27 protein-coding genes and 1 riboswitch are annotated in these 25,340 nt (G+C 62.8%); of the genes, 7 read left to right on the plus strand and 20 right to left on the minus strand.

The annotated features are described in order from the left end of the window. Positions 1-183 precede the first annotated feature (183 nt). The gene (folE, locus tag OKB81_RS10155; RefSeq protein WP_010674171.1) at positions 184-840 is read right to left on the minus strand and encodes a GTP cyclohydrolase I FolE; all 657 of its coding nucleotides are present in this window, start codon (positions 838-840) and stop codon (positions 184-186) included. 370 nt (positions 841-1,210) lie between these two features. Between folE and moeA the strand changes: the two genes are divergently transcribed. Next, complete coding sequence (gene moeA, locus OKB81_RS10160) at positions 1,211-2,437, plus strand: molybdopterin molybdotransferase MoeA (protein WP_160838056.1); 1,227 nt, start codon at positions 1,211-1,213, stop codon at positions 2,435-2,437. Further along, positions 2,434-3,189: a molybdopterin-synthase adenylyltransferase MoeB gene (gene moeB / locus OKB81_RS10165; protein ID WP_270663784.1), complete on the plus strand. Its 756-nt coding sequence runs from the start codon at positions 2,434-2,436 to the stop codon at positions 3,187-3,189. The genes moeA and moeB overlap by 4 nt, the downstream gene beginning before the upstream one ends. A gap of 68 nt (positions 3,190-3,257) precedes the next feature. Here moeB and OKB81_RS10170 read toward each other — a convergent pair whose 3' ends face one another. The 16 genes from OKB81_RS10170 to moaA all read right to left on the minus strand — a co-directional run bounded on the left by OKB81_RS10170 (position 3,258) and on the right by moaA (position 16,194). Further along, complete coding sequence (locus OKB81_RS10170) at positions 3,258-4,034, minus strand: alpha/beta fold hydrolase (protein ID WP_160838058.1); 777 nt, start codon at positions 4,032-4,034, stop codon at positions 3,258-3,260. Positions 4,035-4,101: 67 nt separating this feature from the next. Continuing rightward, entirely contained in the window at positions 4,102-5,157 is a 1,056-nt protein-coding gene (gene modC, locus OKB81_RS10175; protein ID WP_109112509.1) for a molybdenum ABC transporter ATP-binding protein, read from the minus strand. After that, positions 5,154-5,834, minus strand: a complete 681-nt coding sequence (modB, locus tag OKB81_RS10180) for a molybdate ABC transporter permease subunit (RefSeq protein WP_109112510.1) — start codon at positions 5,832-5,834, stop codon at positions 5,154-5,156. Before modB ends, modC begins: the two co-directional genes overlap by 4 nt. Before the next feature lie 116 nt (positions 5,835-5,950). Continuing rightward, positions 5,951-6,673: a molybdate ABC transporter substrate-binding protein gene (gene modA / locus OKB81_RS10185; protein ID WP_109112511.1), complete on the minus strand. Its 723-nt coding sequence runs from the start codon at positions 6,671-6,673 to the stop codon at positions 5,951-5,953. Positions 6,674-6,727: 54 nt separating this feature from the next. After that, positions 6,728-7,192 carry a molybdopterin synthase catalytic subunit MoaE gene (moaE, locus tag OKB81_RS10190; RefSeq protein ID WP_109112512.1) on the minus strand — a complete coding sequence of 155 codons (465 nt, stop codon included), beginning with the start codon at positions 7,190-7,192 and terminating at the stop codon, positions 6,728-6,730. Between the two features lie 100 nt (positions 7,193-7,292). Further along, positions 7,293-7,538, minus strand: coding sequence for a molybdopterin synthase sulfur carrier subunit (gene moaD, locus OKB81_RS10195; protein ID WP_160838035.1), 246 nt, complete (start codon positions 7,536-7,538; stop codon positions 7,293-7,295). Beyond that, positions 7,535-8,029, minus strand: coding sequence for a cyclic pyranopterin monophosphate synthase MoaC (gene moaC, locus OKB81_RS10200; protein ID WP_104455658.1), 495 nt, complete (start codon positions 8,027-8,029; stop codon positions 7,535-7,537). The genes moaD and moaC overlap by 4 nt, the downstream gene beginning before the upstream one ends. Positions 8,030-8,079: 50 nt before the next feature. Continuing rightward, entirely contained in the window at positions 8,080-8,586 is a 507-nt protein-coding gene (gene moaB / locus OKB81_RS10205; RefSeq protein WP_039038846.1) for a molybdenum cofactor biosynthesis protein B, read from the minus strand. A gap of 193 nt (positions 8,587-8,779) precedes the next feature. Continuing rightward, positions 8,780-9,370 (minus strand): cytochrome c3 family protein, encoded by a 591-nt coding sequence (locus OKB81_RS10210; protein ID WP_010674159.1) that lies wholly within the window; start codon positions 9,368-9,370, stop codon positions 8,780-8,782. Positions 9,371-9,381: 11 nt separating this feature from the next. Further along, positions 9,382-9,837, minus strand: coding sequence for a nitrate reductase cytochrome c-type subunit (locus OKB81_RS10215; RefSeq protein ID WP_041212738.1), 456 nt, complete (start codon positions 9,835-9,837; stop codon positions 9,382-9,384). Continuing rightward, positions 9,837-10,712, minus strand: coding sequence for a quinol dehydrogenase ferredoxin subunit NapH (napH, locus tag OKB81_RS10220; protein WP_270666422.1), 876 nt, complete (start codon positions 10,710-10,712; stop codon positions 9,837-9,839). Before napH ends, OKB81_RS10215 begins: the two co-directional genes overlap by 1 nt. Then, positions 10,709-11,443 carry a ferredoxin-type protein NapG gene (gene napG / locus OKB81_RS10225; protein ID WP_160838041.1) on the minus strand — a complete coding sequence of 245 codons (735 nt, stop codon included), beginning with the start codon at positions 11,441-11,443 and terminating at the stop codon, positions 10,709-10,711. Before napG ends, napH begins: the two co-directional genes overlap by 4 nt. 16 nt (positions 11,444-11,459) lie before the next feature. Then, positions 11,460-13,949 (minus strand): nitrate reductase catalytic subunit NapA, encoded by a 2,490-nt coding sequence (napA, locus tag OKB81_RS10230; protein ID WP_270663793.1) that lies wholly within the window; start codon positions 13,947-13,949, stop codon positions 11,460-11,462. 189 nt (positions 13,950-14,138) lie between these two features. Then, positions 14,139-14,441: a chaperone NapD gene (locus OKB81_RS10235; protein WP_202395111.1), complete on the minus strand. Its 303-nt coding sequence runs from the start codon at positions 14,439-14,441 to the stop codon at positions 14,139-14,141. Continuing rightward, positions 14,438-14,947: a ferredoxin-type protein NapF gene (gene napF, locus OKB81_RS10240; RefSeq protein WP_160838045.1), complete on the minus strand. Its 510-nt coding sequence runs from the start codon at positions 14,945-14,947 to the stop codon at positions 14,438-14,440. Before napF ends, OKB81_RS10235 begins: the two co-directional genes overlap by 4 nt. A gap of 251 nt (positions 14,948-15,198) precedes the next feature. Then, complete coding sequence (gene moaA, locus OKB81_RS10245; protein ID WP_160838047.1) at positions 15,199-16,194, minus strand: GTP 3',8-cyclase MoaA; 996 nt, start codon at positions 16,192-16,194, stop codon at positions 15,199-15,201. Then, a riboswitch (molybdenum cofactor riboswitch) is annotated at positions 16,182-16,321 on the minus strand. (Overlaps the previous gene by 13 nt.) 78 nt (positions 16,322-16,399) lie before the next feature. On the opposite strand from moaA, the gene narQ reads away from it, so the two are divergent. From narQ to OKB81_RS10265, 4 genes are all read left to right on the plus strand, one after another. Continuing rightward, positions 16,400-18,112 (plus strand): nitrate/nitrite two-component system sensor histidine kinase NarQ, encoded by a 1,713-nt coding sequence (gene narQ, locus OKB81_RS10250; protein ID WP_041215515.1) that lies wholly within the window; start codon positions 16,400-16,402, stop codon positions 18,110-18,112. After that, positions 18,112-18,750 carry a two-component system response regulator NarL gene (gene narL / locus OKB81_RS10255; RefSeq protein WP_039038841.1) on the plus strand — a complete coding sequence of 213 codons (639 nt, stop codon included), beginning with the start codon at positions 18,112-18,114 and terminating at the stop codon, positions 18,748-18,750. The genes narQ and narL overlap by 1 nt, the downstream gene beginning before the upstream one ends. Before the next feature lie 101 nt (positions 18,751-18,851). Next, the gene (locus tag OKB81_RS10260; protein ID WP_234888610.1) at positions 18,852-19,253 is read left to right on the plus strand and encodes a globin domain-containing protein; all 402 of its coding nucleotides are present in this window, start codon (positions 18,852-18,854) and stop codon (positions 19,251-19,253) included. A gap of 360 nt (positions 19,254-19,613) precedes the next feature. Continuing rightward, complete coding sequence (locus OKB81_RS10265; RefSeq protein WP_160838050.1) at positions 19,614-20,189, plus strand: LON peptidase substrate-binding domain-containing protein; 576 nt, start codon at positions 19,614-19,616, stop codon at positions 20,187-20,189. A 273-nt stretch (positions 20,190-20,462) separates the two neighbouring features. Here OKB81_RS10265 and OKB81_RS10270 read toward each other — a convergent pair whose 3' ends face one another. Further along, a complete protein-coding gene (locus tag OKB81_RS10270) occupies positions 20,463-22,538 on the minus strand; it encodes an ATP-binding protein (RefSeq protein WP_160838052.1) in 2,076 nt (691 codons plus the stop codon). Between the two features lie 18 nt (positions 22,539-22,556). Continuing rightward, positions 22,557-23,738, minus strand: a complete 1,182-nt coding sequence (locus OKB81_RS10275) for an FIST signal transduction protein (RefSeq protein WP_270667896.1) — start codon at positions 23,736-23,738, stop codon at positions 22,557-22,559. Positions 23,739-23,851: 113 nt separating this feature from the next. Here OKB81_RS10275 and OKB81_RS10280 point away from each other — a divergent pair, with 113 nt between their 5' ends. Continuing rightward, positions 23,852-24,775 (plus strand): gluconeogenesis factor YvcK family protein, encoded by a 924-nt coding sequence (locus OKB81_RS10280; protein WP_029314269.1) that lies wholly within the window; start codon positions 23,852-23,854, stop codon positions 24,773-24,775. A gap of 12 nt (positions 24,776-24,787) precedes the next feature. Here the strand turns inward: OKB81_RS10280 and OKB81_RS10285 are convergent, their stop codons facing one another. Beyond that, on the minus strand, positions 24,788-25,123 hold the full coding sequence (locus tag OKB81_RS10285) for an Hpt domain-containing protein (RefSeq protein WP_010674144.1): 336 nt from the start codon (positions 25,121-25,123) through the stop codon (positions 24,788-24,790). Positions 25,124-25,340: the final 217 nt, after the last annotated feature.

Genomic DNA, 25,340 nt, shown 5'->3' on the forward strand with positions numbered 1-25,340 from the left:
AGAGCCGGCTGGAATGACGACTATCGGGCTCAGTTATTCTTTGGTTAAAATATCAACAAAGTGTGCTCCCGCCCTGCGACAACACGGAGAGCCATAGCGACCGGCACGGTCACAACTTTAGGTATTTTTCAAAAAAAGTGAGGGAAAGGAGACGGGACCTGTCGGCGACAGGCCCCGGGAGCACTACCCTTTCAGACCACCGAGGAATTCGGCGCGGGTGTCGGGCTGGGTCTTGAAGACGCCGCCCAGGGAGGTGGTGGTGGTGTAGGAGGTGGAGTCCATCACGCCACGGGCCTTCACGCAGAAGTGGGTCGCCTTGATGCTGATGGCCACGTCCCTGGTGCCAAGCAGGGTCTGCAACGCCAGCAGGATCTGCTGGGTCAGCCGCTCCTGTACCTGGGGACGGCGGGCGAAGAACTGCACGATGCGGTTGATCTTCGACAGGCCAATCACCTTGCCGCGGGGAATGTAGGCCACGTGGGCAAAGCCGTCTATGGTGACGAAGTGGTGCTCGCAGGTGCTGGTGAGGCTGATGTCCCGCACCATGATCATCTCGTCCACCTTCATCTTGTTCTCGATCACCGTCACCTTGGGGAAGGTGGCATAGTCGAGGCCGGAGAAGATCTCGTTCACGTACATCTTGGCAATGCGGTGCGGGGTCTCTGCCAGACTGTCGTCGGCCAGATCCAGTCCCAGCGTCTCCATGATGGCGCGCATATGACCTTCGATTTTTTCCTTTTTCTGCTGGCCGCTCAATTCATTGGCCACCAGAGGTGTCTCAAGGCCCTCGGCCTCGAGCGCCGCCCTGACCAACAGGGCTTCCTGGCTTAAGCTCGTCATCGTGTATCTCTCCCACGCTCAGGGACTGTGCTGGCCTGCGGCATGGTGCCGCGGCGCAATCTTACAGGGCGATTATTGTCATAATTCTGTCTAACTCAAGCCCGGTGCCCGACTTTATGCCAAACCACCCCGTTTTGTCCGCACCGGCCTGCCCATTCGGGGGCAAGGCGCACGGCCGTGCCGCCTCTTCCCCAGCCACCATCTCGCACAAGCCTCGCTCTGGTTACCCATCAGGAGGTAATTCAACGGAATAGCGCCCCAGAATCCGATCACACCGGGGCATCTGCCCCCCATTACCGCACCTTCGGCCTGCCCATCGGAGCGGATTTTTGGGATAATCTGCCCCCTACACACCAGAGAGGTCATGATGATGGGATTCGATACCGGTGCACTCCTCCCCTTGGACAAGGCCCTGCAAGGGATGCTGGAACAACTCACCTGCTGCTGCGAGACGGAGCGGTTGCCCCTGCCCCAGGCGCTGGATCGGATCCTGGCCGAGGAGATAAGCTCCCCCCTCTTCGTCCCCCCCTTCGACAACGCCGCCATGGACGGCTATGCCGTGCGCCTGGCGGATCTCGCCGCCGGGGTGCCGCTCCCCGTGGCGGGCAAGGCCTTTGCGGGCCAGCCCTATGAGGGGGAGTGGCCCGCCGGCCACTGCATCCGCATCATGACCGGGGCCCCTGTGCCCCCGGGTGCAGACGCTGTGGTGATGCAGGAAGAAACGCAAGCCGGCGACAACGGGATCACTTTCCTGACCGCGCCCACGCCTGGCCAGAACATCCGTCGCCGCGGCGAGGATCTGGCGCAGGGCGCCCGGGTGCTCGAAAGCGGCCTGCGCCTGAGCCCCAGGGAGCTGCCGCTGCTCGCCTCCCTTGGCATCGCGAACGTCACGGTGCGCCGTCCCCTCAGGGTCGCCATCTTCAGCACAGGGGACGAGCTCAAGCCTCTGGGCACCCCGCTCCAGCACGGGGACATCTACGACTCCAACCGCTACGGGGTCAAGGCGATGCTGAGCCGCATGGGCTGTGAGTGCCTGGACCTTGGCATCATTCCCGATGATCCGGAGGCCCTGCGCGCCGCCTTCTTGCAGGCCGACCGCGAGGCCGATGCCCTGATCACCACCGGGGGCGTCTCGGTGGGAGAAGCGGACTTCACCAAGCAACTGCTCGAAGAGCTCGGGGAAATTGGCTTCTGGAAGCTCGCCATCAAGCCGGGCAAACCCTTCGCCTTTGGCCGGTTGCCAAACGCCTGGTTCTTCGGTCTGCCGGGCAACCCGGTCTCCGCCATGGTCACCTTCGATCAGCTGGTGCAACCGGCCCTGGCCAGACTGGCCGGTCAGCAGTTTGCACGCCCGCACCCCCTCCAGGCCCTGGCGACAGAGCCGCTCAAGAAGAGCCCGGGGCGCCTGGACTTTCAGCGCGGCATCCTGAGCGTGGGCCCGAATGGCCTCGAGGTACGCAGCACCGGCTCCCAGGACTCCGGGGTGTTCAGCTCCCTGTCCCGGGCCAACTGCTACATCGTGCTCGAGCAGGAGCGCGGCAAGGTGGCCGCCGGTGAGACGGTCACCGTCGAGCCCTTCTCGGGGCTGCTGCTGTGAGCGAGATCCTGAGCGACGCAGAACTCCTTCGCTACAACCGCCAGATCGTGCTCAAATCCTTCGACTTCGAGGGGCAGGAGGCGCTCAAGCAGTCACGCGTGCTGGTCATCGGCGCCGGGGGCCTGGGCTGCGCCGCCAGCCAGTATCTGGCGGTGGCCGGGGTCGGCCACCTCACCCTGGTGGATTTCGATCGGGTGGAGCTCTCCAATTTGCAGCGCCAGGTGCTGCACAGCGACGAGCGCATCGGCCAGCTCAAGGTGGAGTCTGCGGCGACGTCCCTGCGCGCCCTCACCCCCTGGCTCGAGGTGGAGACCCACGCCGCCCTCGCCGACGAGGCACTGCTCGATGCCCTGCTGCCAGGCCATCAGCTGGTGCTCGACTGCACCGACAACGTCGCCATCCGCAACCTCCTCAACCAGCGTGCCCGCCAGCACAAGGTGCCCCTGGTCAGCGGCGCCGCCATCCGGCTCGAAGGGCAGCTCTGCAGCTTCACCTGGCAGGAGGATGAACCCTGCTACGCCTGTCTCAGCACCCTCTTTGGCGATCAGGCCCTCACCTGTGTCGAGGCGGGGGTACTGGCCCCCGTGGTGGGACTGGTGGGCAGCCTGCAGGCGCTCGAAGCCATCAAGCTGCTGGCGGGCATAGGCAAAAGCTACAGCGGCCGCCTGCTGATGATCGACGGTCTGGGTGGCAGCTTTCGCGAGCTGAAGCTTCCCAAGCGCCCCGACTGCCCGGTCTGCTCAAGACCCTGAGCAGCGCCCACAAAAAAGCCGAACCCCCGGGGTTCGGCTTTTTTATCTACCTCTGCTGTCTGCTCCCCTCAATGGGTTGAGAGGATCCGCTGCAACAGATGATTGAACCCGGCGGGATCTTCCGCCGGCCAGGCGTGGTGACCATCCGGGGTGTGGATGGTGGCATTGGGCAGGGAGGCGAACTGCTCCACCCGCCGCGCCAGGGGCAGATAGTCGTGACTGGTGGAGATGATGGCCACCGGCTGCCAGAGGGTGCCGAGACGAGCCCGCACCGACCAGCCGGGCAGCGCCTCCAGCAGCGCCTTGTAGGTCTTCTTTTTGTTGCGCACGAAGCGCCCCCGGAAGGTGTGGCGCACCTGGGCGAGATCGGGGCCGGGAAAGAGCTCGCGACCGAGCCACCACGCCAGCGGCCGCATGCCGAACCAGCGCAGCCACTTGAGGCGCATGGCATAGCGCTCCTGCTCCTTTGGCGTCTCCAGCAGAAATTCGCTGAAGCCGTTGACCAGCACCAGCCCCTGCACCTTGTGGGGCAGTTGCAGCGCCAGCTCCAGCGCCACCATGGCACCGAGCGACAACCCCACTACCCAGGCAGGCTCGGGCTGTTCGTCGAGCCAGCGGGCCACATCCGCCGCCAGGGTGGGCACGTCAAAGGGCCCCTCCTGCATGCTCTGGCCGTGGCCGCGCAAGTCGATGGCCACCACCCGGTAACGCTCGGAAAAACGCTCGTTCTGCGCCTGCCAGTCGAGGCTGGAAGAGCCCAGCCCGTGCAGCAAGAGCAGCAAGGGCCCCTCCCCCGCACTGCGCAGGGCCAAGCCATGGGATTTCATTACCTGATTGCGACGCACCCGTCCCCCCTTTCTCGACGCCATGCCGGCCACTCATGGCCAGCCAATCCGCACTCCGGTCCCCTGTCTACCCCTCTCCCACCAGGCTCACCGCCTTGATGTAGGCGTAGAGGCGCATGGCCGGCATCAGGGCGAGCCGCTGCGCGGAGCGGCTGGTGATCCGGGCCAGCAGTATCTGCTGCCCGAGAGCCAACTGCAACAGGGTCTGCCCGGGTCGCACCTCCCGCACCTCCAGCAGCCGGGTCTCGAGGCAGTTGGAGAGGCTGGAGTACACGATGGGCTCGGTGGCGATCACCAGATCCCGCGCCGCCACCTTGATCTGCAAGGGGCCCGCTTCATCGGGGGCATGCTCCATGGTCACCATCAGGGTCTGCTCCCCGAGTCGCAGGGTCGCCATCTGCTCGTGCTCGTCGTAGTGGGACAGGGTCGCAGAGAGCATGACCCCGACGTCGTCGCGACTGGCCAGCGACAGGTCGGTGCGGGCGAAGATCTCCTCTGGGGTGCCCTGGGCCTCCACCCGTCCCTCTGCCAGCAGCACCAGTCCATCGCAGAGCAGGCTCACCTCCTCCATGGCGTGGCTGACGAAGATCATGGGGATGCCGCTCTCCTGCTGCAAGCCCTTGAGCACGTGGGCCTGATGGATGCGGCTGCGCCTGTCCAGCGCCGAGAAGGGTTCATCCAGCAGCAGCAAGTCGGGCTCGGCCAGCAAGGCCCTGGCCAATGCCACCCGCTGACGCTGACCGCCGGAGAGGCCATGGGCCGGTTGCCCCAGCAGCTCGGCAAAGCCGAGGCGCGCAGCCAGATCCTCTGGCTGCCAGCGCCCCCTCCCCTTGCGAGCCGCCAGTTGCAGGTTGCCGAGCACGCTCAGGTGGGGGAAGAGACGGGCATCCTGAAACACCATCCCGATGCGCCGCGCCTCGGGGGGCAGGGCTGCAAGCTCGCGCCCCTGCCAGCGCAGGGCATCGCCCGGGGCCTTGTCGAGCCCGGCGATGATGCGCAGCAGGGTGCTCTTGCCACAGCCCGAAGGACCGAACAGGCCGAGGATGCGGCTGGGGGGCAACGCCAGATCACACGCCAGGGTGAAGGGGCCGAAATCACGTCTGGCCTTGAGGTAGAGGTTCATCCGAACAGCCTCCGTTGCCGGCGTTGCAGCACGCCGTAGACCAGCACCAGCATCACCAGGGAGAAGCCCATCAGGCCGCCTGCCAGAATATGGGCGTGGTCGTAGTCCATCGCCTCCACGTGATCAAACAGGGCGATGGAGAGCACCTGGGTCTCCCCGGGAATGTTGCCGCCGATCATCAGCACCACCCCGAACTCCCCCAGGGTGTGGGCAAAGCCCAGCGCCGCCGCCATCACGAAGCTCGGCAGCGTCATCGGCAGGATGATGCGAAAGAAGCGCTCAAACGGGCCCATCCCCAGGGTGGCAGCAGCCTCCAGCTCCTTGCTGCCCATGTTGACGAAGGCGGAGGTGAGGGGTTGTACCACGAAGGGGAGCGAATAGATGACGGAGGCGATGAGCAGGCCGAGGAAACTGAAGGCGAGCGGGGCCCCGAAGGTCTCCCGCCACCAGCCACCCAAGCCGTACTCCGGGGAGAAGGCCAGCAGCAGATAGAAACCGAGCACGGTGGGCGGCAGCACCAGCGGCAGGGCCACCATGGCCTCCACCAGGGGGCGCAGCCGGTGCTGGCTGCGAGACAGCCACCAGGCGAGCGGCGGCGACAGCAGCAGCAGGATGGCAGTGGTGCTGGCCGCCAGTTTCAGGGTCAGCCAGACCGCCAGCAGATCCCCTTCACTCATAGGGTCCCCTCTCGGGTGTCGATAAAAAACAGGGCGCCGTCATGACGGGCGCCGCCTTGGGACACATCAGGCACCGGATCTGGCCAGCACGGGGCTGGCCGGCAGACGCCGGGCGCTTACTGCGGCAGGGCGTAACCCGCCGCCTTGATCTGCGCCTGTCCCGGCCCCTTGAGCCAGGCGACCAGGGCATCCACCGCCGCCCCTTTCTTCAGCACCAGGGCCTGCTGCTCGATGGGGGGATAGAAGCTGGCCGGTACCGCCCAGGCTTCGCCGGTCTTGCCCGCCTCCACCAGGTTGGCCCAGGCGACGAAGCCCAGCTTCGCATTGCCGGTATCGACGAACTGCCAGGTCTGGCTGATGTTGGTGCCAGTCAGCACCCGATACTGCTTGGGATCGATCTTGAGATGAGCCAGGGTCGCCATGGCGGCAGCGCCATAGGGCGCTGTCTTGGGGTTGGCGATGGCCAGCTCCCCCTGCCAGTGGCGCAAGGTGGCCTCGTCGGGAGCTGGCCCCCCCTTCTGCCAGAGGCCGAGCTGACCGATGGCATAGGTGAAGCGTTCGCTCCCCTTGCCTTCCGACTCCAGCTTTTGAGGGGTCGCCACGTCGGCCGAGAGGAAGAGATCGAAGGGTGCACCGTGGGTGATCTGGGTATAGAGCACGCCGGTGGCCGCCGAACTGATGACGACGCTGTGGCCGGTCTTGGCGGTGAACTCCTTGCCGATGCGCTCTATGGTGCCCTTGAAGTTGGCCGCCACCGCCACCTTGACCTCGTCAGCCAGCACAGCACCGCTGTACATGGCGCTGGCGCCCAGCACCAACAGGGATACCCATCTCTTCATTCCTCTGCTCCTTATGTTCCGACACGGCCGGATCGATTGACGCGAGCCCGAGGCTCACTCCCCTTGTTGCCAGCGGGCCAGGGCGGCGTCATCGCTCGCCCTGGCCTCGACCCAGCGTTGCACCCCGTCGGCGGTCAGCTCTTTTTTCCAGAACGGCGCCCGGGTCTTCAAGAAATCCATGATGAAGTGGCAGGCCTCGAAAGCCGCCTCGCGGTGGGCGCTGCTCACCACCACCAGCACGATCTGATCCCCGAGCAGCAGCTCGCCGATGCGGTGAATGAGGGTACACTCCTGCAGGGGCCAGCGGCTGCGGGCCTCGGCCACTATGTTCGTCAGCGCCTTCTCGGTCATGCCGGGGTAGTGTTCGAGGGCCAGCCCCTTCACATGCTCCCCCTGATTGAAGTCGCGCACCTTGCCGACAAAGCTGACAATCGCGCCTGTGTCCTGCCGGGCAGCAAGGCGGGCATATTCGTCCGCCAGCGAGAAGTCATCCCGCTGCACCAGAATGCGATCGGTCATGGTCAGCCTCCTGTCGTCACTGGAAGGAGAGGGAAGAAGGCGGCCTCACCACAGTCCCGCAGCTCAGTGGCGCGATCTACGGTCATTATCTCGTTCATCCTTAACCTCCGGTCACCGGCGGGAAAAAGGCGACCTCATCCCCGTCATGGAGGGGGGTATCCAGCGGCACCAGGGTCTGGTTGACCGCCACCAGGAGCTTGCCGGATTCGAGCGCCAGCGCCCACTTGTCATCTCGCTCGCTCAAGGCGGCGCGAAGGGCATCGGCACTGGCGTAGTCGCAAGGCAGGCTCAGCTCGTCGCAGCCGACCAGCTCACGCACCTGCGCAAAAAACAGAACCTTGATCATGCCTGCTCTCCTTTGGTCTCACCCAGTTGGAAATGACCGGATTTACCGCCCTTTTTCTCCACCAGACGCACCTGCTCGATAACCATGTCCTTTTGCACCGCCTTGCACATGTCGTAGATGGTCAGGGCCGCCACCGAGGCGGCGGTGAGCGCCTCCATCTCCACCCCGGTCTTGCCCGAGAGCTTGCACAGGGTGCGGATATGCACCCGATTCTGCTCGGCCAGCGGCACTATCTCCACCTCGACTTTGGTCAAGGCCAGCGGATGGCAGAGTGGGATAAGATCGGCGGTCTTCTTGGCCGCCATGATGCCGGCGATGCGGGCGGTGGCGAACACGTCCCCCTTGTGGTGCTGACCGCTCAGGATCAACGCCAGGGTCTCGGGGGCCATGGTCACGAAAGCCTCGGCGCGGGCCTCGCGTTCGGTCACCTGCTTGTCGGTGACATCCACCATGTGGGCCTCGCCGCTCTGGTTGAGATGGGTCAGGTTCATCTATGCCCCTATCGAAAAATAAGATGAATGATCCGGGTTTACTCCCGGGATCACAGATGGGTCACGAAGTTGCACGGCCGGGTACGGGCATCGAGCTGATCCCGGATAAGCTGTTCCCAGCCCAGACGGCAGGCGCCGGTGGAGCCGGGCAGGCAGCAGATCAGGGTGCGATTGGCCAGCCCTGCCAGGGCACGGCTCTGCATGGCAGAGCCCTTGATTTCGGCAAACGAGAGCTGGCGGAACATCTCGCCAAAGCCCTGCACCGTGCGCTCGAACAGCACGCCGACCGCCTCGGGCACCCGGTTCTGCTCGTTGAAGCCGGTGCCGCCGTTGATGAGCACCACCTGGACTCCCTCGTCGGCAATCCAGTCGCTCACCTGGGCGCGGATGCGAAACAGGTTGTCGGGACAGAGCGCCCGATCGGCCAGCACGTGGCCGGTCTGGGTCAGGGCCTCGACCAGATAGTCCCCCGAGCTGTCATCGGCAGCGGTGCGACTGTCGGAAACCGTCAGGACGGCGATCTTGAGAGGGATGAATTCGCTGTGTTTGGGTGCCATTGGGGCCATTCCTGTCAATCATTGACCACGAGAGGATGAGGTGAACGCGCCGCACCGTGGTGCCAGCCATGAAAGGAGCCGGTGGGCGCCGCGTTGCCGGGAAGGGATTCTATCAAAAGATGTCTGGCTGGGGGGCGTCATTGCCCATTAATCTCGAAGGCCGCCGGATCCCGGGGATCCGGCGGCCTTCCCATCAGAAGCCTGGCACCCCTTTCATGTCAGGCAGTTGGTGCGCAATCCCCTTGTGGCAGTCGATGCAGGTGTTGGCCCCGCTTGCCAGGTTGGTGGAGTGCATCTGGGCGGCCCGACGCCCTTGCAGGGAGAAGTCCATGTACTCGAAGTTGTGGCAGTTGCGGCACTCGCGCGAATCCGTCTCCTTCATCCGCTGCCACTCCCGCTCGGCCATCTCCCGCCGGTGGGATTCAAACTTCTCGCGGGTATCCACCTTGCCGGTGATCATGCCCCACAGCTCCTTGGAGGCCTGCACCTTGCGGATGATCTTGTAGGTCCATTCGTGGGGTACGTGGCAATCCGGGCAGCTGGCCCGCACGCCGGAGCGGTTGGCGTAGTGGATGGTGTCGCGGTACTCCACGAACACGTTGTCCTTCATCTCGTGGCAACCGGTGCAGAAGGCCTCGGTGTTGGACGCTTCCATGGCGGTGTTGAACCCGCCCCAGAAGATGACGCCACCAAAGAAGCCCATCAGCAGGATGACCCAGAGGGCCGCCTTCGACGGTGACTTGAAGGTGGTCCACAGACGCTTCACAAAGCCGGGTAATTTCATCTATGGGTTCCTCAGTTCAGCGCTTCAACCGGTTTGAAGGTATTGTTCACCAGCGGCTTGGCATCCGCTTGCGGCACGTGGCACTGCAGACAGAAGTAGCGACGCGGCGAGACTTCGCCCAGGGTCATGCCGTCGCGGGTCTCGAAGTGGGTGGGGCTTATCTTGGGGGCCTTCATGGCACTGGCGTTCTTGAAGCTGTGACAGGCCAGGCACTTGTTGACCTTGTTGTCCACTTCATAGTTGCGGGTGTCGTGGGGGATCAGCGGGGGCTGGTGCATGTACTGGCGATCGTAGAGGTCGCCATCCTTGCGAAAGTTCTTCAGAGGGGCCGCGTCGGCATCCGTTACCAGATCCGTGCTTCCCCGCTCCGACTTGATGCCCCCCGTGCTGTTGGTGATCTCGGGGACGGCCGCCATCAAGGAACCCGCCATCAGGCAGGCCAGCATTGCTCCAATCAGCTTCTTCATTATGTGTTCTCCGACGATTTCTCTGCCTTGACGGCAAAACCTACAGTGATTTCAAAAACTTGCTCCGCGCAGACATCGATGCAACGGCCGCAGTTGGTACACTCCTGAGCTGCAATCAAGGGCCCGTGACCACGCCTGGCACCGTGAACGGGGCCGCGCAGGATGGGACGCTCCGGGCAGACCGCATAACAATCCATGCAGTTGCTGCACCGCTCGCGCCCCGAGGCTGCAATCTTGATGAACCCGACCCGGTTGACCAGGGCATAGAAGGCCCCCACCGGACAGAGGTGGCCGCACCAGCCCCGCTCCACCACAAAAAGGTCGAACAGGAACAGCGCCGCCAGCAGGCCCCAGCCCGCCCCCATGCCGAACAGCAGGCCCCGCAGGGTGAGCGACACCGGATTGACCAGCTCCCACACCAGCACGCCGGCGATGGAAGGTGCCACCAGCACCATGGCCAGCAGCCAGTAGCGGGTAGCGCGGTTGAACTGACCATTGCCCTTGAGCCCGAGCCGCCCCCTGAGCCAGGCGGCGGCATCGGTGACCAGGTTGACCGGACAGACCCAGGAGCAGAACACCCGCCCCCCGACCAGCCAGTAACCCGCGAGCACCAGCCCAGCCCCGAGCCACAGGGTGGGGATGGGCCACTGGCCCGCCGCCAACGACTGCAGCAGGGTCAGGGGATCCGTGAGGGGCACCGTCTCCAGCAACAGCGAGCTGGAGAGGTTGCCCTTGAGGATCCAGATGCCCGCCAGCGGCCCCAGCAGGAACAGCGTCAGCACCCCGAACTGGCAGAGCCGGCGCAGCAGCAGGAAGCGGTGTGACCGCCACCAGCCCAGCCTGGCCGTAGCCTCGGCCCCTGGATACCGACTCATAGGCCCTCCGGTTTGCGGGTAGGCAGGGTCAGTCGCTCACCGATGAGGGACTTGCCCGCCTTCTCCTTCTCTTCCCAGCCGAGCCGGTAGTGGTGACCCAGCTCCCCCTTGGCAAGCCCGCGAGGTACCACCTTGATGGCCGCCTCCTCCAGCACGCAGGCGTGCTCGCACTTGCCGCAGCCGGTGCAGAGATCGCTGTGCACCGTGGGCAGGAACATGGCGTGCTTGCCGGTGCGCGGGTTGTGTTGCAGCTCAAGGGTAATGGCCTTGTCGATGAGGGGGCAGACCCGGTAGCAGACGTCGCAGCGCAGCCCCAGGTAGTTGAGGCAGGTCTCGTGATCGATGAGCACCGCCACCCCCATCCGCGCCTGATCGATGTCGGTCATGGCCCTATCCAGGGCCCCGCTCGGGCAGGCCGCCACGCAGGGGATGTCGTCACACATCTCGCACGGGACGGCGCGCGCCTTGAAGTAGGGGGTGCCGGTGGTCACGGGTTCAAACAGCCGGGCGAGCTTGAGGGTGTCGTAGGGGCATGCCTCGACGCAGAGCCCGCAGCGCACGCAGGCGCCGAGAAACTCAGCCTCGTCGAGGGCAGCCGGCGGGCGCAGCGCCTGGGCAGGCACGGCCTGCACCTGCTGGCGCGCCATGCCGCCGAGCCCCACGCCAAGCAGGCCCACACCGCAGGCCCCCTTGGCCATGTCGGCCAGAAACTGGCGCCGACTACGACTCATCTCGCGCTCCCCCGCCTTATGCCTTGACGACCTTGACGGCGCACTTCTTGTAATCCGTCTGCTTGGAGAGCGGATCCGTGGCGTCCAGGGTCAGCTTGTTGACCAGCTGGCTCGCATCGAAGAAGGGCATGAACACCAATCCCTTGGGCGGACGGTTGCGGCCGCGGGTCTCGACCCGGGTCTTCACCTCGCCCCGGCGGGAGGAGACGATCACCTCTTCACCACGGCGCACGCCACGGGCCTTGGCATCTTCCGGGTGCATGAAGAGCACCGCATCCGGGAAGGTGCGATAGAGCTCGGGGACCCGGCGGGTCATGGTGCCGGTGTGCCAGTGCTCCAGCACGCGACCGGTGGAGAGCCACATGTCGTACTCTTTGTCCGGAGCCTCGGCGGCGGGCTCATAGGGCAGCGCGAAGATGACCGCCTTGCCGTCGGGCTTGCCGTAGAAGCGCACCCCCTCCCCCGCTTTCACGTAAGGGTCGAACCCTTCGCGATAGCGCCACAGGGTCTCCTTGCCGTCCACCACAGGCCAGCGCAGGCCGCGGGCTTCGTGATACTGATCGAACGGCGCCAGATCGTGGCCATGGCCGCGACCGAAGGAGGCGTACTCCTCGAACAGCCCCTTCTGGACGTAGAAACCAAAGTGCTCGGCCTCGTCGTTCAGGGCCCCCTTGCTCTGCTCTTTCGGGAACTGGTTCACCTGGCCGTTGGCATAGAGCACGTCGAACAGGGTCTTGCCCTTCACTTCCGGCATCTTGGCAATCAACTCAGCCGGCCACACCTCTTCCACAGTGAAGCGCTTGGAGAACTCCATCAGCTGCCACAGGTCGGACTTGGCCCCTTCCGGTGCCTTCACCTGCTGGTGCCAGAACTGGGTGCGACGTTCGGCGTTGCCGTAGGCCCCCTCTTTCTCCACCCACATGGCGGTGGGCAGGATGAGGTCGGCCGCCTGGGCGGTCACGGTCGGATAAGGGTCGGAGACCACAATGAAGTTGGCCGGGTTGCGATAACCGGGCAGCGCCTCTTCATTCATGTTCGGGCCGGCCTGCATGTTGTTGTTGCACATCACCCAGTAGGCGTTGAGCTTGCCATCCTTGAGCATACGGTTTTGCAGCACGGCGTGGTAGCCCACCTGCTCCGGGATGGTGCCTTCCGGCAGCTTCCAGATCTTCTCGGCGATGGCGCGGTGCTTGGGATCAGTGACCACCATGTCCGCCGGCAGACGGTGGGCGAAGGTACCCACTTCACGGGCGGTACCACAGGCGGAGGGCTGGCCGGTCAGGGAGAAGGGGCCGGAGCCCGGCTGGGAGATCTTGCCGGTCAGCAGGTGGATGTTGTAGCAGAGGTTGTTGGCCCAGACGCCACGGGTGTGCTGGTTGAACCCCATGGTCCAGTAGGAGACCACCTTCTTGTCCGGATCCGCATAGATCTGGGCCAGCTTCTCGAGCTTGTCCTTGGGCACGCCGGAGAGCTTGGAGACGGACTCCAGATCGTAATCCGCCACGAACTTGGCGAAGTCGTCGAAGCTCATGGGGGTGGAGTCGCCGCTGTCCGGGTTCTTGGCCTTTTGCTGGAGCGGGTTGGTGGGACGCAGGCCGTAACCGATGTCGGTCACCCCTTTGCGGAACTGGGTGTGCTTGTTGACGAACTCCCAGTTCACCTTGTCGTTCTGGATGATGTAGTTGGCGATGTAGTTGAGGATCGCCAGATCGGTCTGGGGGGTGAACACCAGTCCGTTGTCCGCCAGCTCGAAGCTGCGGTGCTCGAAGGTGGAGAGCACGTGCACCTGCACATCCTGGTGGGACAGACGGCGATCGGAGATGCGCGACCAGAGGATGGGGTGCATCTCGGCCATGTTGGAGCCCCACAGCACGAAGGCGTCGGCCTGCTCGATGTCGTCGTAGCAGCCCATGGGTTCATCCATGCCGAAGGTACGCATGAAGCCCACTACCGCGGAGGCCATGCAGTGACGGGCATTGGGATCCAGGTTGTTGGAGCGCAGGCCTGCCTTCATCAGCTTGGCGGCGGCATAGCCTTCCCAGACGGTCCACTGGCCGGAGCCGAACATGCCGACGGCGGTCGGGCCCTTCTCTTTCAGGGTCGCCTTGAACTTCTCGGCCATGATGTCGAAGGCCTGATCCCAACTGATGGGGGCGAAGTTGCCGTTCTTGTCGAACTTGCCGTTCGTCATGCGCAGCATGGGCTGGGTCAGGCGATCCTCCCCGTACATGATCTTGGAGAGGAAGTAGCCCTTGATGCAGTTCAGGCCACGGTTGACCGGTGCATCGGGATCCCCCTGGGTCGCCACGACGCGGCCAGCCTGGGAGCCCACCAGCACGGAGCAGCCGGTCCCGCAGAAGCGGCACGGCGCCTTGTCCCAGGTGATGGCGGTCTTGTCGGTACTGGTGATCAGATTCGCCGCCAGAGTGGGGGCACTGACACCGGCCACGGCAGCGGCTGCCGCCACCGCATTGGCCTTCATAAAGTCGCGTCGACTCAGCTTCATGACATATCCTCGCATTGCTTAATCACATCAATGACAGCCATTGTGACGAGCCGCGCTGGCTCAGCTCCATGGCGCTTTATTCCTTTGCTCTGGGCTTTTCGTTCATCGAACGCAGACAACAGACACGGCATCCCGTGTATTACCCGTGGCGGTCAGCGAACGACTCTTGCGCTTCTGCCACATGACGCCTTATTCCCCATCTTCGGCGTCCATTTCATCGAACTGGTGGTAGATCAGGGCCGCAGAGAGCACCCCGGGCAACCCCTGAATGGTGTCGATGGCCGCCATGATGGGGCGCTGGCTCGGCCCCTCCAGGGTCACCACCAGCTTGCCCTCCTCGCTGACGGCGTGGATCTCGGCCCCGTCCAGGGTCGCAATCCGCTCTGCCAGGGCGTGGCGCAGATCGGGCTTGGTCAGCACCACCAGGCTGGATACATGGAACTCTTCTCGCGTCATATTACCGTTTTCCAACTTGTTCGTCTCTTGGGTCATCGCGAAGCTTCGCCACGAGACAGACCGATGCTGATGCTGCCCACCGGGCAATCCGCCACGCAGGCCCCGCAGCCGTTGCACGACTCGGCATGGATGCTGGGGGTGGGTACGCGCCCCAGCCGGGGGGAAAAGCGGATGGCCTGCTGCTCGCAGCTGTCCTGACAGCGCTGGCAGAACACCTGGGCCGTGGCCAGACAGCCCGCCTCGATATGGGCCACATACTCCCAGGGTGTCTGGGTTGTCGGCCTGAACACCGGCGCCTCGCAGGCGCTGACGCACTCGGTGCAGAAGGTGCACTCGCCGCGGTGAAAATCCACCGTGGGGAAGCCCCCGTCTCCCTTGATCAGGATCTGCTCCGGACAGGCCGCCAGACAGTCGCCGCAGCGGGTACAGCCGGCCACGAACTCGTCCCAGGAGACGGACCAGGGCAACTGGATCCCGGCCTTGGGGGCGCTCAGGCGTCCCCGAAACAGGCCTCTGCGTGACAAGTTGACCCCGTCGGTCATATCGACTCCTCTTTTCGGGGGCGGATGCCCCCGCGCGGATCCCGTGACTGGCATTTTCAATACCAATTATAAGCGTGGGTGTATATTGCGGCCCTGACAAGTCAGGGGATATACCACCAGGGAGATAAACAGGGGGGATTCTTGCGCTGGATCAAACCCTTGGCGCAATTAGACACAGCAGGGGCAAGGTAAATTACCCCTATGTGAGGATTGATAATTAATCGAAGGTTATTTGAGGTGCACGGCGGCTGTCAGCCGCCGATGGAGGCCAGGTGGGGGGTCATGCCTGCATTGCCTTCATGGAGGCGATGGGTGGCGGCCTTGCCGGTCAGCGCCTGGCGAATACGCCATTGTAGCGCCTCCTGCAGGCTGTCATCGGTGAGCAGATCCCGCAGTTCCACCCCGTTGTCGCCAAAGAGACACAGGTGCAGCTTGCCCTTGGAGGAGACCCGCAGCCGGTTGCAACCGGCGCAAAAATCCTTGCTGTAGGGCATGATGAGCCCCACCCCGCCCCTCGAGTCCGGATGCGTGAACACCTGGGCAGGGCCATCATCCAGGCCGCGCAGCTGCTGTACCCAGCCGCTCTCTTGCAGGCGCTGCTTGATGAGTTCACCGCTGGTATGGTGATCGCGAAACAGGGCGTCCATCTCGCCGGTCTGCATCAGTTCGATGAAACGAAGCTCGATGGGTTTGTCGCGGATCCAGGCGAGGAATGTCTCGAGCTGATGATCATTGAGCCCCTTGAGCAGCACGGCGTTGATCTTGACCGACCGAAAACCGGCACTCAGGGCGGCGTCTATCCCCGCCATCACCTCCGCCAGCTTGTTCTCGCCGGTGATCTGGTGGAACTGACGGGGATCCAGGCTGTCGACGCTGACGTTCAGGGCCGTCAGCCCCGCATCGAACCACTCGCGGGCACGCTCCTTGAGGCGATACCCGTTGGTGGTCATGGCCACCTTCTCGATGCCGGGGGTATTGGCCACGGTCTCGATGATGGCCGTGAAGTCGCGGCGCAGGGAGGGCTCGCCTCCGGTCAGACGCACCTTGCGCGTCCCCATGGCGGCAAACCCGGAGACAACGCGACGGATCTCCTCCAGGGAGAGGAAGGACTGGCGCCCCTCACCATCTCCTTTCGGCGGGTGATAGCCGTCCGGCAGACAGTAGGTACAGCGGAAATTGCAGACGTCGGTGACCGACAGACGCAAATAGTAAAAGCGACGGGAAAAACCATCTTCAAGTGGCAACATAAACACCTTTCCAAATACGGGAGGCCAGGGCATTTCTTTCCTGACCCTTTCAGCTCGAACAGCGGCTGACGGCGATCTCCCCCTATCTCAATGACTTAGGCAAAATCGCTCGGAGTTCATCTAGTTTTTCGATGCTAGCACAACTTGGAGTACACTCCCATGCTACTTTGTGGGGTCTTTGTGGGTGAAAAGGGAGCCGGTCGGCATGGGAAAATGGTTCAGAGTGCAGTCGGTCAGCAGCGCCATCGGTCGCTCCATGGTGCTGATCCTGTTCATGGCCAGCCTGATCGCCGTGGTGGCCATGGTCACCCTCTTCTATTCGGTTCCCGATGCCAAGGCCATCAACCTGTCGGGCTCCCTGCGCATGCAGGCCTACCGCATGGCCTATGAAATCGAGAAGGATCAGGTCGTCCTCGGTCGGCTCGCCCAGTTTGAACAGACCCTTCATGCCCCCGAGCTGCAGGAGACCCAGCGCTGGATCACGCCCGCCTCCCTGCGCCGCACCTATGGTGAAGTCCTGCTGCAATGGCAAGTGATGCGCGAACACATCGAGAATGCCACTCCCAGCCGTTATACCGACAATACGGAGCAGTTCGTCGCCGCCATCGATGACTTCGTCAACCAGATGCAGTACCACGTGGAGTTCAAGGTGCGCATGCTGGCCCTGGCAGAGGGGCTAGGGCTGCTCGCCATCATCACCATCGCCTGGTGCACGGTGCGCTTCACCCGCCAGCAGGTGGTAGCGCCCCTCAACCAGCTGGTCTATTGCGCACGCCAGATCCAGCGTCAGGAATTCGATCTCACCCTGCCCCCCCACTGTGAGAACGAGCTGGGAGAGCTGTCGGGGGCCTTCGCGACCATGGCCGACGAGCTTGGCAAACTCTACCGGGAGCTGGAGAGCAAGGTGGAGGAGAAAACGGCCAAGCTGCAACAGGCCAACGACACCCTCTCCTTCCTCTATTCCACCGCCCAGAAACTGCACGCGGCGCCCCTCAGCCGCCGCACCCTGCAAAAGCTGCTGGAGCGGGCCGCCGCCCACCAGCACATCGAGTACATCCGCCTAACCCGCTTCGAGCACAATGCGATGCCGGTCTACATCACAGGTCGCAAGGGGTGGCCGGGGGATCTGGACGCCGTGGTGAGCTTCTACCTGCAGATGGATGACGAGGAGTACGGTCGGCTCGACATGATAAGCGACCACCCCATCGACGAGAGGCTGATGAAGAACTTCTCCATGTTGCTGGCCCAGGTGCTGCACAAGGATCAGACCCTGCTGCAGCACCAGCGCCTGCTGCTGATGGAAGAGCGCGCCGTCATCGCCCGTGAACTGCACGACTCCCTCGCTCAGGCCCTCTCTTACCTGAAGATCCAGGCCACGCTGCTCAAGCGCTCCTTCGCCAAGGGGGACAGGGCCAAGACCGAGGCAGCCATGGAGCAGATCGACGAGGGACTCAGCAATGCCTATACCCAGTTGCGCGAACTGCTCGGCACCTTCCGCCTCAGCATCGGCGATGCCAACCTGGGTGAAGCCATCGCGGTCATGCTCGAGCAGCTCAAACCCCAGACGCACGCCGACATCAGGCTCCAGTACGGACTGACGGACACCGACCTTGAAGCGGGGCAGCACATCCACATCCTGCAGCTGATCCGTGAGGCAGTGCTCAATGCCATCAAGCATGCCAGCGCGCGGCACATTGACGTTAGCTGTGAGACCCTGGCTGATGGTAACATCCAGGTTCAGATTGCAGACGATGGTGTTGGAATAAGGGGCGCAAGCTCGGCGGTGAATCACTACGGTCTCAGCATCATGAATGAACGCGCCAGCAAATTGCGCGGCCAGTTGACCATCAGTGAACCGCCCTCCGGGGGCACCCGCATACACCTGACCTTTCCCACCAGCCTAACAAGAGACGCCTGATGGACGAGATGAAATACAGTGTTCTGGTCGTGGATGACCACCCCCTGATGCGCAAGGGAATTGTGCAACTGCTGGAGTTGGAAGATAACATCGACGTGGTTGGCGAGGCCTCCAACGGCACCGACGCCGTGGCCATGGCCAAAGAGTCCGAACCGGACCTTATCCTGCTCGACCTCAACATGAAGGGGTTGTCAGGTCTCGATACCCTCAAGGCGCTGCGGGCCGAAGAGGTGACTTCCCGCGTGGTGATCCTGACCGTCTCTGACGCCCGCCAGGATGTGGTTGCCCTGCTCAAGGCAGGCGCGGACGGCTATCTACTCAAGGACACCGAGCCTGACATGCTGCTGGCCCAGCTGGCTGACGTGATGACCGGCAAGCAGATCCTGAGCGAGCCGCTGCGTCCCTATCTCGAGAACATCTACGAGCTGGACCACCTGCAGCAGAAGCTGGAGAGCCTGACCCGACGCGAGATGCAGATCATGCGTGAAATCGCCAAGGGGTTGTCCAACAAGCAGGTCGCCTCAGTGCTCCATATCTCCGAGGGAACCGTCAAGGTCCACGTCAAGAGCCTGCTGAAAAAGCTCGAGGCCCAAAGCCGCGTCGAAGCAGCCGTCATGTACCTGGAACAGCGCAACTGAGGTCCCGGCCTCCTGCCAGCAAGGGGTCACCATCCGTGCCTCCTTGCTGGCCCCCTCTTCTTTTCCCCAAATGGCGCGGAACCCGGTGCTCTATTGAGTAGATGGATTATTATTTTCATGACATCGCACGGGAAGGAAACATCGACATGACCTTTGAGCAGATAGAGCTGGTCCAGAAAGCCTGGGGCAGGGTGAGCGCCCTGAACAACAGCTATGTCCAGGAGGTGTATGAAGAGCTGTTCAGATTGTCCCCCGAACTCAGGACCCTCTTTCCCCCACATCAGGAGCTGCCCGTTGCCAAGGTGTCGGACACCCTGAACACCGTCATCACCAGCCTCTCCCAGCTGGATGCACTGGGTTTCATCATTCGCGATCTCGGCAGGCGTCACCAGCGATTCAACGTTCAATGCGCTGCTCAAACAGGCGCTGACCCAGGTACTGGCACGGCGTCTCGGCAGTGGTTTTACCCCGGCACTGGCACAGGTCTGGTCGCAGATGTATGACGAGATAGCCGCCCTGATGCTGGACGGCATGACACAGCACACCGAATTGACCACCTGATCCCCTGGCCTTTGCCCCCAATCGCTGAATGGGTCTGTAACAGGCATTTTGCATGAATCAAATTTGCAATATGCGAAAATAGACTCATTCTGCACACGGGGTATGTTCGGCGCCCTAACACCTCACCTGAATCCCTTTCGCACTGCCTTGCCTGCATTCGCGACATCAAATCACAATAGATTGATTTTAAATGGATATTAAAAATAACCACGGGAAATGACTCACCCCTTCGCCACGCCACCTCTCTCTGGCACGGTCACTGCATTGTCACATTCAGCAATGACTGATTAGGAGGATGGAACATGAAACTTCAACAACTGGCACTGTTCCCCTTGCCGTCCCACATTCTGCCCGGTGGCAAGCTCCCCCTTCGCCTGTTCGAGCCGCGCCACCTGCAGATGCTCAAGGAGTCCTTCCTCGAGGATCGGGGTTTTGGCATCGTGATGGAAGAGACTACCAGCACGGGTACCTGCGGACGGATTCTCCCGGTCGGAACCCGCGTCAAGGTGACTGATTTTTATACCCTCAACGACGGTTTGCTCGGGGTCACCGTGCTCGGCCTTGAACGCTTCTGCATCCACGAGATGGAAACGGATAGCGCAGGCCTCAGGCACGCCCAGGTCGAGCAGTTGCCCAACTGGCCGAGTGCGGATTCTGATATCAGCGACAACCAGCTGGTCAGCCGATTGAGAGAGGTCTTTGCACAATACCCGGAACTGGATGAGCTCTACCCGGACAAGCAGTTCGACGATGCAGCCTGGCTCTGCCAACGCTGGCTCGAGATCCTGCCCATGCCGATCTATGAAAAACAGATGTTGATTGCCAAACAGAACAGTGAAGCGGCGCGTCAGTTCTTGCGCCGACTGATCGCACAGTGAGTCAAAGAGTGAGTCAACGGTTGGTTTGCAAAACGCGAATTCTCGGCACTGGATTCTTATAATGAAAAAATGAGAATTGCATTTTGCAATCACGGTAGCGATAAATAACACACAATTCAGCTACAGGCCGCAAATAACAGGTTTTGAAAAGTTGGCACGACTTTTTCATATAAAACCGTACAACCCGATTTATCCCGTGCTCTCTTCAGTATTTGCTGAAGAATTGGTCAACCACCAGGTTGACCATTTTTTTTTACCCAAAATCGGCCGACATCACCTGCAATGGCGGAGCAGGCAGCTTCGCAGCCTGGCAAGACTGATGGGTTTGGCCAGAAAATCGTTCATGCCCTGGGCAAGGCAGCGGGCCCTGTCCTCCATCATGGCATTGGCCGTCAACGCGACGATGGGCACCTCGCACCCCATGTCCCGCAGGCGCCGGGTCGCCTCCAGCCCATCCATCTGCGGCATCCGCATATCCATCAGGACAAGGTCCGGCTGCTGCTTCGCCACCTGTGCCAGGGCCTCCAGACCATTGCCTGCCAGCCTCACCCTGCACACCAGCTTCTGCAGCATCAGGGATACCACCAGCTGATTGACCGGACTGTCTTCCACCACCAGCACATCCAGCTCCAGTCTGGCGCACTCTTCACTGCCGGGGGCAGCGGCCGGAGCACAGGGAGAGGCCATCCCGGGCAGCTCGAACCAGAAGCAGCTTCCCAGCCCAGGCGTGCTCTGCACGCAAATATCTCCCCCCATCAGCTGCACCAGCCGCCTGCAGATGGCCAGTCCGAGCCCCGAGCCGGAGAAGCGGCGGGTTGCCGAACTGTCGACCTGATAGAAGGGTTCGAACAGCAACGCCTGATCCTCGGTGGAGATGCCGATCCCCGTGTCGCTGACCATGACCCCCAGCTTTTCCTCCTCCCAGGTCAACGCCAGACGCACGCTGCCGACGGAGGTGAACTTCACGGCATTGCCAAGCAGGTTGCCTATCACCTGGGAGAGGCGGACGGCATCCCCTTGAAGGCGTTCAGGGAGCGTCTCATCCAGATGCCAGTGCAGTGTGATGCCCTTGGCACTGGCCTGTGCCTGCAAGGGCTCCACCAGGGCACGGCACAGCTCGGCTGGCTGAAAGGGTTCACAGTGCAGGGTCAGGGTATGTGACTCTATTTTCGAGAAATCGAGCACATCGTCGATGATGGTCTGCAACAGATGCGCAGAGTGGGTGGCATGACCGATGAGGGTCTGTTGCGGAGTGTCGAGCCGGCCGTGCTGCAGCAGATCCAGCATCCCCAGCACGGCGTTCATGGGAGAGCGGATCTCGTGGGTCATCATGGCGAGGAACTGGGATTTGGCACGGTTGGCCGTCTCGGCATCGTCCCGCGCCCGCGCCAGCTCCTGCTCGCGGCGGATCTGGCTGCCTATCTCCCGCGCCGTGCCCCGATAGCCGAGGAAGTGGCCACCGGCATCATGGCAAGGCTCCGCATTGATCTCCATCCAGCAAGGCCCGCCCGCCAGCATCACCTGGGCCCGCATTCCCCGCACCGGCAGATGGTGGGCGATCAGGTGCCGGTAGTGGCTCCAGGCCGGGTCCTGCTTGTCGTGGGCAAAATCATAGAGGCTTCTCCCCGTCTGGCGGGCCAGCACTTCCCCCTGATAGCCAGGGGCAGAGACATAGCTGAGCCTGTGCTGGGGATCGGTCTCCCAGAACCAATCGGAGGCCATGGCGGCAAAACTGCGAAAACGCTGTTCGCTGGCCTGCAGGGCCAGGGTCTTGAGGTCAACCTGTTCTTGCAGGCGAGCCCGATAGGCGATGTTGACCAGGGCCTGGGAGATGAGCGGGCGACAACGCTGCATCGCCGCCTTGCTCTTGAGATCGAAGGTGCCCGCCACGCTGTGCCGGCAGATGAGCACACCGGAAAACCCCGGTCCCTGCAAGCCTGTCATCATGACGCTGGCCCAGCCCGGCGCCCCTGCCAGCGGCGCCAGCTCAGGCAGTTGGGCAGGATCATAGATAACCAGGGTCTCACCCTCGATGGCCCTGGAGAAGAGCGGTGTCAGCGACCAGGTCCGGCCCACCTCGTCCGGCTGGGTGCTCAGATGGGTGCTGCCCCCCACGGCCTCCCAGGCAACCACGTCCGCCTGTTCGAATCCGATAAAGGGCTTGAGAGCAAGAATGAGACTCTCCAGTACCTGCTCCAGACTCTGGGCCTGTGCCAGGGTCGCCACCCCGCACAGCAGGGCTTGGGACTCCTCCCGATATCTGGCCTCCCGCTCCCGGCAACGCATCAGCTCCACCAGCGTGGTTTGCAGTTTGTCACCCAGGGTTTCGAGTTCGCTATTGCCTATCATCTTGAATCCAGCACAGTGTCAGCTCTCGAGGAAGATTACGCTCGACACCATGAGGTTGCCGTGTGCCAGCTCACCATGGGGTAATCGTCCCTGTTCACCGAAGGTAAAGGGCGTGATGAAGGGGATCTCACCCAGCCTCTGACTGAATTGACTGACGATGTCCCCCAGCCTGTCCCCCAGTGCCAGCCGACAACCGGCACAAAACACCACCAGGGCGCCAAAGGGGCGCATATTGCTCGCCATGCCATATTCAGGCTCGATATTCACCGCATTCAGGCTGCGCTGCAACAACCCTTCCTGGCTGCTGTACATGAGCAGCAGCCGCTCTCCCAGTCGGGTCTCGGTAAAGAGGCGCAGCCCCTCTCGCGCCGTCACCGCCTCGGGATGGGAGAGCTTGTAGTAGGGCAGGTCATCGAGCATGCCGACCTGACGGGCCAGTGGCGAGAGCGTCGTCTCCCTGAGGATGGGGCCCACCGGCCAGGGCGTCGCACGCTCGGTCCAGCGACCATAGACCCGGGCCGCCGGCTCGTGATCGATGGTCAGCACCTCCCGCCCGTCTATCCCGGTAATGATGCCGCGACACTCGGTGGGTACATAGCCTGAATGAAACTGGAACGCCAGTTGGCAATCGGGGTAAAGCACCGCCAACACGCACCCTTGTGATCCCTCCCCTTCGTCCCAGCACAGCTGCCACTGCCCGGCCACGCCGTCGTCTGCCGCCGACCCGCCGACGACGGGAACGGTCGCGCCAAACTCGGCGTCGATCCCCGCGAGCACAACCTCCTCCAGCCCCGGGCTGGTGTGCAGCAACACGAGCTGCGGCAGCTCTCCCGGTCGGCCACCATCGGCGATGGCGCGGCGCAGCAATGCCCGCACATCCGGTTGATCCCCCATCTGGCCAGCCACGCCATAGGCCCCCTTGTCATCATAAAGGGCGGCGACCGACAGGCTCCAGCCATGCCGACCATGATGGCCATCCTGGATCAGGATACCGCCGCAGGAGCTGCAACCGATCAGCCGGGTATCGGGAAAACGTGCCTTGAGCGCACGGCGCAGTTCCGCCGCCTCGTGTGCTTGGGTAAAATAGACCAGCAACAGCGATGGAACATGGGATGACTGGGCATGCAACCGCTCTGTAACTTGTTGGGCGGCCAGTGGGGTCGTCTCGGCAAGCGAGTGAGCCGTCAGGAAGTTCAACATCGTCTCCTAGGGGTACGGGATGCTGGCATCAAGCAAAAATCATACCCTTATCAAACAATTACCTGGCCATGGAGACTAGAATGGTGCTCACTGGCCTCCCACGGGATCACTGCATGTGGCAGAAAAATATCAATGACTTCGACCGGGTTGTCGCCATCGGCGGCGGGCACGGTATGGGCCGGGTGCTCTCTTCCCTGTCGTTCTTGGGATCCCGGCTGACGGGCATCGTCACCACCACGGATGATGGCGGCTCCACCGGACGCCTGCGCAAAAGCCAGGAGTGCATCGCCTGGGGGGATCTGCGCAACTGCCTCAACCAGTTGGTGACCACCCCCAGCATCGGTAGCCAGCTGTTCGAGCACCGCTTTACCGGCCGCGGCGAGCTGGCGGGCCACAACCTCGGCAACCTGATGCTGCTGGCCCTCGACAACCTCTGCGTGCGCCCCCTGGATGCCATCCGGCTCATCAGCGACATGCTGGAAATTGAACCCAATCTGCTGCCCATGTCCGAGCATCCCACCGATCTGTGCGCCCACACCGTCTGTGGCGATCAGATCCTGGGGGAGGTCTCCATCGATCAGCTCACCACGCCGCCACGGGCCCTGAGCCTGAAACCGGTCGTGCCCGCCACGCGCGAAGCGGTCGAGGCGCTGAGCCAGGCCGACATGATCATCCTGGGGCCGGGCAGCTTCCTCACCTCCATCATGCCTCCTCTGCTGCTGCGCGAGATTGCGGAGGCGATCCGCAGCAGCCGCGCCATCGTCGTGTTCATCAGCAATCTGGTGGACGAAGAGGGTCCGGCTGGCCAGTTGTCACTGTCCAGTCAGCATCGTTGGCTGGAAGAGCGGATAGGCAGCGGCCGGATCGATGCCATTCTGGCTCCCGAGGGTCCCCAGGTACCCGAGCTGCAGCACTGCCTCGTTCGGGCCGAGCTGGGTGAAGCGGCCCTCCCCCACCGCCACGACCGCCTCAAGCTGCGGCTGGCACTCGACACCGTGATCCTGAGCAGGCTTGGCGAGCGCGACATGGCGGGCTGATGCCCTTCTGGATCAGTGAAACTGGGCCAGATGGGTGAAGACCTGGGGCAGGGAGTGCTCCAGCTCAGCCAGCAGTCTGCCGGCCTCTTGCTCATCTTCCCGGCGACAGGCGGACTCCAGATCCATCACCTGCTGATAGCTGGGTTTGGCGCCATAGCTGCCACAGGACGATTTCATGCTGTGGGCGAGACGCGCCAGGGCTGACCAGTCCCGCTGTTCAAAAAGCGGCCTTAATTGGGCCAACTGCTCGCCTACCTCTTCGACAAACACCGAGATGACGACCGGCATCATCTCGTGACCGATGTCATCTGCCAGTTGTCGCAGCACTTTCTGATCCAGCCACTCCATCTTCTCTTCCCTATGATGGTATTCAAACAGACCACAATATAGCGGACCCACAGCCCCGCTGTCACCCGTCCTTCGGGCATGCCCGTATCGCTCCGGATGCTCTTGCGACACCAGAATGTGAGCAGCTTCAAGTTATCGGTACCTGATTACCCATGACCCTCAGCCAGCTTCAAGAGCCGATATGGCATCGGAGGGCTTGCCACGACTGCATGCCCCA

Origin of the sequence: Aeromonas sp. QDB56 (genome assembly GCF_027705505.1) — a bacterium.
In the GTDB taxonomy this organism is placed as follows: Bacteria; Pseudomonadota; Gammaproteobacteria; order Enterobacterales; family Aeromonadaceae; genus Aeromonas; species Aeromonas caviae.